This is a genomic window from Sorangium sp. So ce834, from assembly GCF_051521425.1.
Lineage (GTDB): Bacteria > Myxococcota_A > Polyangia > Polyangiales > Polyangiaceae > Sorangium > Sorangium cellulosum_D.
This window is the reverse complement of sequence record NZ_CP150351.1, coordinates 6,696,673-6,707,947: the sequence shown is the minus strand read 5'-3', so window position 1 is coordinate 6,707,947 and position 11,275 is coordinate 6,696,673. Positions and strand designations below refer to the sequence as shown.

Genomic DNA, 11,275 nt, shown 5'->3' with positions numbered 1-11,275 from the left:
TTGCGAGGCGGCGTAGAGCAATGGACATGAAAAGCATACTTCTCGCGGTGAAGACTGGGAAGCTCAGCCCTCGCGAGGCGGCCGCGTTCATCAAGCGATTTCGATCGCAGGCCGCGGACGAGCGCGCGCCGGGCGGAGGCTCGTCGCCGCCGCGCCAGGCGGCGTCGTCCGGGAGAGGCGACGCTCAGCCCTCCAGGGCGCTGTCGCCGCTCGACCCGGCGGGTGCGCAGCACGCAGCGCGAGCCCGCCTCCAGCGGATCGTCAGGGACGTGCTTCGGCTCGACGAGGACGTGGATCCCGATCGGCCATTCTCCGAGCTGGGCGTGGACTCCATCATCGCGATGCAGGTCGCTAGCGAGGTCAACGCCCAGCTGTCCACGAAGCTCAGGGCGACCGATCTCTATAGCTACCCCAGCGTCGGCGAGCTCGCCTCCCTCGTTCTGGAGAAATTCCGAGACGAGGTGCTGGAGAGGTGCCTGGGGAGTGAAGACCCAGCGGCTCCCCCGACGGTGGATCGGAGCGCCTCCGACGCAGAGGGGGCCGCGCTGCGGCACGTCGACCGGGTGCCGGGTAGCGGGCGCGGGGGCGCAGCGCGCGCGGCGTCCGGCGCCGCGGCCGACGCGCCGCCAGCCGGGATCGCCGTCATCGGCATCTCCGGCCGGTTCCCCGGCGCCGCGGATCTCGACCAGTTCTGGGACGTCCTCGCGAAGGGAGTCGACTGCATCCAGGACGTGCCGGTCGTTCGCTCCACCTTGACCACGGGCAAGGCGCCGAGCGGCGGCGCCGGGGGCTCTGACAGACCACGCTGGGGCGGGATCCTGTCGGACGTGGACATGTTCGACCCCCTCTTCTTCAACATCTCACCCCGCGAGGCAGAGCTGATGGATCCTCAGCAGAGGATCTTCCTCGAGGAGGCGTGGAGAGCGATCGAGGACGCCGGTTACTCCGACAGATCGATCGATAAGCGGTGCGGGGTGTTCGTCGGAGTGGCTCCCTCCTACTACCTGCCGGCGCCGGCGAGCAGCATGGAGGTGATGGGCAGCTCCAACGCGATCCTGCCTGCCAGGCTCTCCTACTTTCTGGATCTCAAGGGACCGGCCGTCGCGGTCGACACCGCCTGCTCTTCCTCCCTGGTGGCGATGCATCTCGCCTGCCAGAGCATCTTGAGCGGCGAGTCGAAGATGGCCATCGCCGGTGGCGTCTCGTGTACGCTGATCAGGCCGCAGGCCCACTCCTTCCTGGTGGACGCTGGGATGCTCTCGCCGAGCGGCAAGTGCCACGTCTTCGATCGCAAGGCGGACGGGTTCGTACCTGCCGAGGGCGTCGGGGTGATTGTGCTGAAGCGCTTGGACGACGCGCTCCGAGATGGCGACCATATCTACGGCGTCATCAAGGGATCGGCGCTGAATGAAGACGGCAGGACCAACGGCATCACCGCTCCCAGCGGCCGCTCGCAGTCAGCCCTGGAGTGCGAGGTATACGCGCGAAGCGCCATCGATCCGAGCACGATCACCTATGTGGAAGCTCACGGTACGGGGACGAGGCTCGGGGATCCGATCGAGGTCGAGGCGCTCACGGACGCGTTCCGCAAGTTCACCGACGAGAAGCAATTTTGCGCCCTGGGCTCCGTCAAGAGCAACATCGGCCATGCGCTCGCAGCGGCCGGCGTGGCTGGCGTGCTGAAGGTGCTGCTCGCTCTCGACAGGAAGCAGATCCCGCCGAGCCTGCATTTCGACGAGGCGAACGAGAACATCGACCTCTCGAACACGCCGTTCTTCGTGTGCCAAGAGCTCCGAGAGTGGCGGGTCGAGCGTGGCGGCGCCCGGAGGGCCGCCGTGAGCTCCTTCGGCTTCAGCGGCACGAACGCGCACCTCGTCGTCGAGGAGGCGCCGTCCATGCAGCACGAGGCCACGAGACGGCAGAGGGTACCTTGCTTCCTGATCACGCTGTCCGCGAAGCGCGAAGAGGCGCTGCGCAGGCGCTGCGCGGAGCTCAGGCGGTGGATCGAGGGGACAGGCACGGGTGAAGACGTCTTCGACGTGAGCTTCACGCTGAACGCCGGGCGCAGCCATTTCCCCTTGAGGCGGGCGTTCGTCGTGGAGGACACCACGGAGCTGGTGGAGGCGCTCCGGCGGGGCGAGGCGGAGCGAGCCCCGGCGCCCGGGGGCTCGCAGGTCGCGCAGGAGGACCTCGCTCCGCCGGCGATGGCAGCGCTCGGCCGACGCCTCCTGGATGAGCTCCACGGAGCCGCGCTCGACCGGGAGTCCTACAAGGAAAAGCTGAAGGCGCTCGCCGACCTGTATGTCGCGGGGTACGACGTCGACTGGGACCGGTTCTACGCAGGGCAACGTGGGCGCCGCGTGAGGATGCCTACCTACCCGTTCGCTGCAGAGCGCTTCTGGCACGAGGCCCCGGGCGACCTCGAGCGGGGTGGCCGCGGACGCGGCGCGGCGAGCGGTGGACAGGGGCTACACCCGCTGCTCGACCGCAACGAGTCGACCTTCGAGGAGCAGGTCTTCAAGAAGACCTTCGACGGGAGCGAGCTCGTCCTGGAGCACCACGTCGTGGCCGGCGACAAGGTGCTACCGGGGGCCGCCTACCTGGAGATGGCGAGGGCCGCCGCGGCGGCCTCGGACCCGGGACGGCCGGTGAGCCGGATCAAGAACTTCGTCTGGAGCAGGCCCATCGTCGTCAAGGACGCGAACGTCAATGTCGATATCAGGCTGAAGCGGAGAGCGGCGGGGATCGACGTGCAGATCTCCGCGGATGGGCCCAGGACCAGCCTGGCCAACGGCCAGGGAGTGGTGGTATATCAGACGGCGGGCGAGCATGACGGGAGGGCTGAATCGCCGCGCGTCGACATCGCGCCGATCAAGTCTCGCTGCGACGTTCACGAGGAGGAGGCTCGGATCTACTCCGAGCTCAAGCGCGCGGGCTTCGCGTATGGCGAAGGGTTCCGTGGCATCCGGGAGTGGTGGAGCAACGAGGCCGAGGCGCTCTCGAGGATCGAGCTGTCGGACGACGTATGGCGCTGCTTCCCGCCGGAGGCGCTGCATCCGGCGATCCTGGACTGTGCCGTGCAGACGGTCGCCGCGCTGGGTCGCCGCAGCGGGGTGAACGAACAGCACTTGCCCTTCTCGGTCGCAGAGCTCCGTCTCGTCGGGCCGCTGGGGCGCCGCGTCTACGCCCACGTCAAGCGCTGCGAGGGAGGGGAGCAGCGGAGCGGCCAGCGGTACGACGTCTGGATCCTCGATGAGCAAGGCCGCTTGCTGGTGGAGCTGCGAGAGTTCCTGCTCCGCTCGGTGTCCCGCGGCGGGGAGAGGAGCACGAAGCCGCTCGCCAGGGCGGCGGCGAGCTCCGCGAGCTGGGAGCGCATCTACTATCGTCCGATCTGGTCGGAGTCACTCCTGAGGGAGGGGAGCGGTCAGCGAGGGCGCTTCGATCCGTCTGGGTCGCTGCTCCTCCTCGCGGACGGTAAGGAGGGCGCGGGCGAGCTGTCGACTGCAGCGCGAGCGCTCCTTGGGACCTCTTGCCGGGTCATCGTCGTGAACCACGGAGACCGATTCCAGCGCTGCCGGGAGGACGTATACGAGATCGACCCCCGGGCGCCGCGGGAGTACGATCTACTCGTCCAAGACCTGAGCAAGCAGGGGGCTCCGCCGCGCGGCGCCGTTCACCTCTGGGGTTGGGGGGCCGCTCCCCTGGATGTGCATTCCGCCGCCGATGCCGCGATCCTGGAGGAGTCGCTGGACGAGCAGCTACGCCTCGGGATATTGGCGATCTTCGGCCTCGGCAAGGCGCTCATGCGCCTCGGCGGTGACGCGGTGCGGCTGGTCAGCGTCTATCCAGGCGGCAGAGGCGCGGTGCCTATCCTGTCCATGCTGGGTGGGTTCGCTCGCAGCGTGAAGAGGGAGAACTCGAAGCATTCCTACAGGGCCGTCGAGGTCGACGACGCGCGGGTCGATCTGAGAGGGGCGCTGGAGATCGGCGTGGAGGAGCTCATGGTTCCAGAGGACGGCGACGTCGAGATCCGCCGTCGCGCTGGCCGGAGGGAGGTGCGGCGCTTCGAGGAGGTGCGCGACGAGCGAGGCAAAGACATCGCCCGCAGCACGCAGACGCCGTTCAAGCCGCGGGGGGGCGTCTACCTGATCAGCGGCGGAGGCGGCGGGATCGGGCGGATCGTCGCTAGGCACCTCGCGGAGGCCTACAGCGCCCGGCTGGTCCTCGTGGGCCGGTCGGCGCCGACCCGGGACATGCACGCCGAGATCGAAGCGCTGCGGCGCCTGGGGGGAGACGCGTGCTACCTGCAGGGCGACGTCGCGGTCCGCGCGCAGATGGCGGAGGTCGTCGCGCAGGCGCGCAGGCGCTTCGGCGAGATCAACGGCGTGCTCCACGCGGCAGGCGTCGTGAAGGACGCGCTCGTGGCCGAAAAGACGTGGGGCTCCATGCAGGAAGTCCTGCGGGCAAAGGTCCTCGGCACGATCAACCTCGACGCCGTGACCAGCGCCGAGCCGCTCGACTTCTTCACGATGTTCTCCTCCCTCTCATCCGTCATCGGGAACACCGGCCAGGCTGACTATGCGGCCGGCAACAGCTTCATGGACCATTTCGCCGCCGCGAGGAGCGCGTGGGTTGCGGCGGGCCTCCGGCGCGGGAGCACCGTGTCGGTCAACTGGCCGCTCTGGGAGAGCGGGGGCATGCGGCCGCCCGAGGAGCTGTTGCGGAGCTGGGGTATCCGGCCCCTCACCGCGGAGGAGGGCGTGGACGTCCTCGCGGACGCGCTCCGTCGGGGAGAGGCGCAGGTCATCGTCGTCCAAGGGGAGCGGACCAAGATCGCGCGCGAGCTGGGGAGGACCCCGGGGCCCGCGGACGACAGCCTGAGAGCCGCAGATGGAGAGCGCGCGAGCGATGGCGAGGCTCGGGCGCGCGTCCAGGAGACGTTGCTGGTGGCCGTGAAGGACATCCTGAAGGTCAGAGAAGGGGATGTGTCCATGGACCAGCATATGAGCGAGTACGGCTTCGACTCCATCTCGCTCACGGCGTTCGCGAGTCGCATCAACGACGTGTACGATGTCAAGCTGACGCCGGCTGTCCTGTTCGGGCACAGGTCGCTCGGGAGCGTCCTCGATCATATGTGGAAAGAGTACGGAGAGCGGCTCAGGAGCTACCACGAGGAGCTCGGTCTGCCTCCGCCCCCGGGCGAGGGTGGGGAGGATGGGAGCGCGAGCGCGCCTCATGAGGATCGAGCCGGACACCTGGTGACCACAGGCGGGGACGAGCGCCAGCGCTCACGTAGACAGGCCGAATCCGCACCGGACGATGATGACATCGCGATCATCGGGCTCAGCGCCGTCCTCCCTCAGTCGCCCGATCTCGAGAGGTTCTGGAGCAACCTGGAGAAGGGACGGGATCTGGTGACGGAGATCCCTCCGACCCGCTTCGACTGGAAGAGGTGCTACGGGGATCTCGACGCAGCGGGCAACATCACCTGGTCGAGGTGGGCGGGCCTGATGTCGGACATCGACAGGTTCGATGCCGGATTCTTCAACATCTCGCCCCGCGAGTCCGAGCTCATGGACCCGCAGCAGCGGATCTTCCTGGAGGCGGTCTGGGGGACCATCGAGAATGCGGGCTACGCGCCGTCCAGCCTCTCTGGCTCGAGCGTGGGGGTGTTCGTGGGGACGTCGACCAACGACTACGGTCAGCTGCTGGCCGAGTTCGCGGACGGCGGAGGGCATGCCCTCACAGGCATCGCGCCCTGCATGATCGCAAACAGAATCTCGTACATGCTCAACCTCCGCGGGCCGAGCGAGGCGATCGATACAGCCTGCTCCAGCTCCCTCGCAGCCCTCCACCATGCCATCAGAGCCATCCGTCTGGGCGAGTGTGACGCGGCGCTCGCTGGAGGAGTCAACGTCATACTCAGACCGATGCCCTTCGTCGCCTTCAGCAAGGCGGGGATGCTGTCACCGGACGGCAGGTGCAAGGTGCTCGACAGGAAGGCCAACGGGTACGTTCGCGGGGAAGGGGCGGGCGTCGTCCTGCTGAAGCCGCTCCGCAAGGCCCTCGCGGACGATGATACCATCCACGCCGTCATCAAGAGCACGGCGCTGAACCACGGTGGTCGGGCCAACCAGCTCACCGCGCCCAACCCTGGCGCACAGGCGGACGTCATCGTCGCGGCGCACGAGCGAGCCAAGGTGGATCCGAGGACGGTCGGCTACATCGAGCTCCACGGGACGGGCACCTCGATCGGAGATCCGATCGAGATCAACGGCCTCAAGGAGGCGTTCAGGCTGCTCGCGGCGCGGTCCGGCGGCAGCGCGCCATGGAGCACGGGGGCGCCTTTCTGCGGGCTGGGCTCCGTCAAGAGCAACATCGGTCACCTGGAGCCCGCAGCCGGGATCGCAGGCCTGATGAAGGTGGTGCTCGCGCTGAAGAACAAGCGGATCCCCGCGACGATCCACTTCGAAGAGCTGAATCCCTACATCGAGCTCGACGGCTCTCCCTTCTATGTCGTGGACCGGACCACGGACTGGCAGCCGCCCCGCGGGGACGCAGGCGAACCTCTGCCTCGGCGCGCGGGGATCAGCTCGTTCGGCTTCGGCGGCGTCAATGTCCACGCCGTCGTCGAGGAGGCACCCCGTCGAGGGGACGCGCCCCGACCCGAGAGCGGTCCGGAGGCCGTGATCCTGTCCGCAAAGAGCCAAGATCGGCTCCTGGAATACGCACGCCGACTGCTCGAGTTCCTGACGCGACGCGAGGAGTCCGGCGAGCAGCAGCCGTCGCTGGGAGACATCGCGTACACCTACCAGGTCGGTCGGGACTCGATGGAGTTCCGCTTGGCGCTGGTGGTGAGCTCTCGGCGCGAGCTCATCGACAAGCTGAGGCATCTGGTCGTGGATGCGCAGCGCGAGAGCGGCGTCTACCTCGGCGGTGGGCGTGGCGGCGACAAGCCGGCGAACCGTGGCTCGATGGACGGGTCGACGCTCCGGGAGTTGGTCGGGAGCGGCGAGCTGGCACGCGTGGCCGAGCTCTGGGCGCAGGGGTTGGACGTCGATTGGCGCCTGCTCTTCCCGGGCAGGCGCCGGATCCGGGTGCCCCTCCCAGGCAACCCGTTCATGGGACGGCGGCATTGGTACTCGGCGACGAGCGCGTCGACGGAAGCTGCTGGGGGAAGCCTGGAGCGTGGCTGGACGCGCGAGGAGGCCGCTCCTGGCACAGGCAAGGTCGTGCTCTCCAGACCAGCGGAGGCGGCGCTCCAGCCCGCCGCGGGCCAGCTCCAGGCTCGGAGATCGCCGGCCGTCGATTCCATGGCGCTGCTCGGCGATGTCGCCTCGGCGTGGAGGGAGCTCGACGCGCGAGGCGAGCTCAAGCGGATACGCAACGTCACCTGGTGGACCCCGCGCGATGCCGCCGAGGTGGACAAGGAGCTGATCGAGATCGAGATGTCTGCGTCGGGCGCGATCTGCACCCTCTGTACGGAGCGCGGCGGGAAGTCCGCCGTCCATCTGACGGCCGAGCTGCTCCACGGGCACGGAGGCGAGGGCGACACACCCTACGTCGACGTCTCGCTCGCCGAGGCCCGCTGCGTTCGGCGGCTGAGCGGCGACGATATCTACGCTGGGCTGCGAGCCGCGCTGGAGCATGGAGCTCGGCCTCGCTTGCTGCAGCAGATCTCCGCGGGCGAGGACGAGGCTGTTGGAACGCTCGCCGTGACGACGCAACAGGGATCTACCGCAGGCCTGAGCGCCCTGCAGGCGGTGCTCCATGCCGCCCAGGCGGTGTGGCTCGGCGAGGAGGGGACGTTCCTTCCTCGAGAGCTCGCCGAGCTGGAGATCTTGAGCGATGAGGGGCGAGCCTGCTACGTGTATCTGCTCCGGAAAGCGAGCGAGGGGGCCGATGACGCCGGGTACAACTTCGCCATCATGGACGAGTCCGGCGGCGTGATGCTGAAGGGGATCGGGCTGCGGGTCGGGCGGGCGCGCGGGGAGGCGTCGCTGGCACCGGAGCGCGGCGCGACGAGCGGCCCATGGACCTATCCCGTGACCGCGAGCCCAGCGGCGCGCGTCGCGTCGAGGGGCGGCGCCGCTGCGCGCGCTGCACGCGGGCCGCTCCAGGTCGAGCAGGACTGAGCGGAGAGCACGCCGCGATCGAGTTCACCGGGGATCAGCAGCACAGGGCCGAAGAGCAGCGAATGAGCATCCAGCGGACACTCATCACGTCGGTCTCAAGCGGCTCCGGCGCCTCGATGCTGGAGATTTTGACGCAGTCGCCCGAGCCGCCGGAGCGGAGGCCTCCGCTGCTCTTCGTACACGGGTCGTTTCACGGGGCGTGGTGCTGGTCCGAGCGCTTCATGCCGTATTTCGCGGAGCGGGGGTACAGGACGTTCGCCCTCAGCCTGCGCGGCCATGGCGGGAGCGAAGGGAGCGGCGACCTCGACGCCTATGCCCTCGAGGACTATGTCGACGATGTCGGTGCAGCGGCAGCGAGCCTCGAGGAGCCCCCTGTCCTCGTGGGGCACTCGCTGGGGGGCGCGATCGTGCAGAAGTACATGACCAGATCGGATCGGCGCTGTCGGGGCGCTGTCCTCATGGCATCCCCGCCGCCGCAGGGCGCCTCGACCGCCGCCGTGCTCTGCGCGCTGGCCCATCCGCTCGTCTACGGCAGGCTGGTCGCCTTCAATGCAGGGTGGAGCGCCCGCGCTCCGAGGGATCTCTTCTTCTCGAAGCGCATGGATCGCGCGAAGGCAGACGCCTGCATCGGGCGCTTCCGGCGCCAGTCACGCCGCGTCTTTGCAGATTTCAAATATTTTCATATCGACGCCCCCGGCGAGCCCAGCCTGCCCATGTTGGTCGTGTGCGCCAGAGGAGACAAGTTCCTGAGCCTGACGAGCGCGCACGAGACGGCTCGTTTCTACGGGGGAGCCATCAGGGTGATCTCCGGGCCCGCGCACGACATGATGCTCGATGACGGGTGGCAGCTTGCGGCGGGGGAAATAGCAAGCTGGTTGAGCGCCGTCGAGGAGCGCGGAGGCTTCGACCCCGGGCCGCGGCGCGCGGACGGGGGACAGCCGGGCTAGACGGCAGGCGAGAGGGGGCATGCCTGTAGACCGCTGTGAGAAACGAGAGAGCACTTACCTATGACACTGTCGGGTTCATACCAGGTCAACCAGGTTTCGGTCCATGTCGACGTGGAGCTTCAGCGCTTGCGCGCGCAGGTCGACCTATTCTGGGCGAAGGAGCTTCAGCGTTACATCGCGCACGGGCTCCGGGATGGAATGTCCATCGTCGATGCCGGGAGCGGCCCCGGCTATTTCACCTCGAAGCTGCTGCACCGGTTCCCGGGATCTCACGTGACGGCGATCGAGCAGGACCCGGTGATGACCGAGCGGGCGACGGCGTACTGGAAGGAGCAGGGCCTGGCGCGCGCCGTGATGGTCGAGCGATCGATCCTGGACACCGGGCTCCCGGAGAGCTCATTCGATTTCTCGATTGCGCGGTTGCTCCTCGAGCACCTGGAGAGCCCGGCGATGGGCGCCAGGGAAGTCCTTAGAATACTAAAGCCTGGTGGGAAGGCGATATTTGTCGATAATGACTTCGATCTATACACAAGGACCTACCCGCCGGTGAAGTCGCTGAAGACGCTCTTTGAGGCCTACTGTGCGTGCCGCGAGTCGCAGGGCGGACATCCGAGGCTGGGTCGCAGGCTGCCGGTCGTCTTGAAGGAGGCTGGGTACCGTAACGTGGATCTGGATGTCGTGGTGGCCCACAACACGCTGATGGGCGACAAGGCATTCCTGGAATCCGAAGGGATGAGCATCCCGCTGAGGCTGGTCAAAGAGGGATTCCTGTCGAGCAACGACCTGGCCGAGCTGGTGAAGGAGTGGCGAAGCTTTCTGCAGAACGAGGAGCACGTGATCGTCCGGCAGCTGTTCGTGTGCGCGGGCGAGAAGTAGCCCGTTCGAGTCTCTTGCCGCAGTCCAGGTCGTCATGACGAAGACCGCCGAGTGAGGGCCGCCTGGCACCGCCCGTCGAGCTCGCACCGGAGGGCCGCGCCCTGCGGGAAGTCAGGGATGCGGGTTCTCCCATTTTTGGCTCCTCCGCAGGACCTGTGGGCGCATGAGCCGAGCAAGGGCAGAACGACTTGCGGGCATCCGCGGGGCGCCCTGCCGCATCGCATGGCTGGGCGACGCGTTGCGGGATCTGTGGGATGCGTCGCCTGCTCGCAGACCGTGGTCGCAGAGGCGGTGCATGGGCGTGTCTACTCGTAGCGGGAGGCCGGAGAATTTAACGCCAAGGCGCCAAGGCGCAAAAAAGCAAGAGAGAGGAAGGTCATCCTTGCAGTCCATTGACGACGCGATGGATGCCCTGCCTCACCTTCACTTCGCCGAAGTTGATAACAATCGCGAGCTTGAGATCGGACAGCCGCAGCTAGGTGAGGGCCTGCGCCTCGAACACTCTGTTGTACGCGGCCGCCGCCTTGCACTCAAAGCGTATGGGTTTCGGACCTACGAACACGCGGAGATCGCCCTCTACCACGCGCTCGGGAACCTGCCGGAGACCGAATGGCTCACCCACAAATTTTTTCTTAGGAGGCTGCTTTTTCTCCGGTTCTCCGGCAACTTCACCGGAGAGACCGTGGCCTATCCGGACGCGAGCGATAGCTGCACCACGCTGCCGTTTACGGCGCACGCCGTCTTCAACGCCACCGACAAGGGGATCGACCTTTACACAGACGCGGACTGCAACGACTTCATCCTGCACGAGCCGGCGAACAACTTCCACAGCTTTTTGACGCGGGACGTTCGTAGCTACCGCGCGTCGACCGGCGACTGACCCCTCGCGCGGCGCCCAGCCCGACGGGGGGCGCGTGACGACGCCCCAGGCCAGAGGACGATAGAGAGGAACGGCCGAGGCCTCCGAGCGGGAGCCTCACCGACGCTGTCCGGCAGGCCGGGGCGGGAGCCGGCGGCCTCCCGCCCCGGCGTTCTGCCCGCGAAAGCTCGCGGCCGCCGCGACCGGCGCGCGAAGCTCCGGCTGCTCGTGTCTGCGCGCCGGGAAGCAGAGACAGAAGCAAACTACCTTCATGATGAACGCCGCGAGCGCGCCCTGACCGCCCCGCGGAGAGGTCGCGCCCGATCGTCTGGTCGGAGATGCACGCGAGGCCCCGCGCACGCGAGCGCGCCGAGCTCTCGCCGCGGGAGGAGCCGATGCGCGTCGGCCGGGGGATCTCGACGCTGGACGAGAACGTTGCGCCGCTGTTCCGGTCTCGT

General features: G+C 67.8%; 4 protein-coding genes. All 4 read left to right on the top strand.

Annotated elements, in window-relative coordinates; genetic code table 11:
* Positions 1 to 26 precede the first annotated feature (26 nt).
* The 4 genes from WMF20_RS24155 (at position 27) to WMF20_RS24140 (ending at position 10,838) form a co-directional block, all read left to right on the top strand.
* Entirely contained in the window at positions 27 to 8,135 is an 8,109-nt protein-coding gene (locus WMF20_RS24155; RefSeq protein ID WP_437616958.1) for an SDR family NAD(P)-dependent oxidoreductase, read from the top strand.
* Between the two features lie 62 nt (positions 8,136 to 8,197).
* A complete protein-coding gene (locus WMF20_RS24150; RefSeq protein WP_437616957.1) occupies positions 8,198 to 9,082 on the top strand; it encodes an alpha/beta hydrolase in 885 nt (294 codons plus the stop codon).
* 60 nt (positions 9,083 to 9,142) lie between these two features.
* Positions 9,143 to 9,958: a class I SAM-dependent methyltransferase gene (locus WMF20_RS24145; RefSeq protein ID WP_129576540.1), complete on the top strand. Its 816-nt coding sequence runs from the start codon at positions 9,143 to 9,145 to the stop codon at positions 9,956 to 9,958.
* A 382-nt stretch (positions 9,959 to 10,340) separates the two neighbouring features.
* Positions 10,341 to 10,838 (top strand): hypothetical protein, encoded by a 498-nt coding sequence (locus WMF20_RS24140; RefSeq protein WP_437616956.1) that lies wholly within the window; start codon positions 10,341 to 10,343, stop codon positions 10,836 to 10,838.
* Positions 10,839 to 11,275: the final 437 nt, after the last annotated feature.

Excerpts from the sequence above, each read along its gene's own strand:
- WMF20_RS24155 (WP_437616958.1), top strand. The coding sequence starts at position 27 with ATGAAAAGCATACTTCTCGCGGTGAAGACTGGGAAGCTCAGCCCTCGC.
- WMF20_RS24150 (WP_437616957.1), top strand. The coding sequence starts at position 8,198 with ATGAGCATCCAGCGGACACTCATCACGTCGGTCTCAAGCGGCTCCGGC.
- WMF20_RS24145 (WP_129576540.1), top strand. The coding sequence starts at position 9,143 with ATGACACTGTCGGGTTCATACCAGGTCAACCAGGTTTCGGTCCATGTC.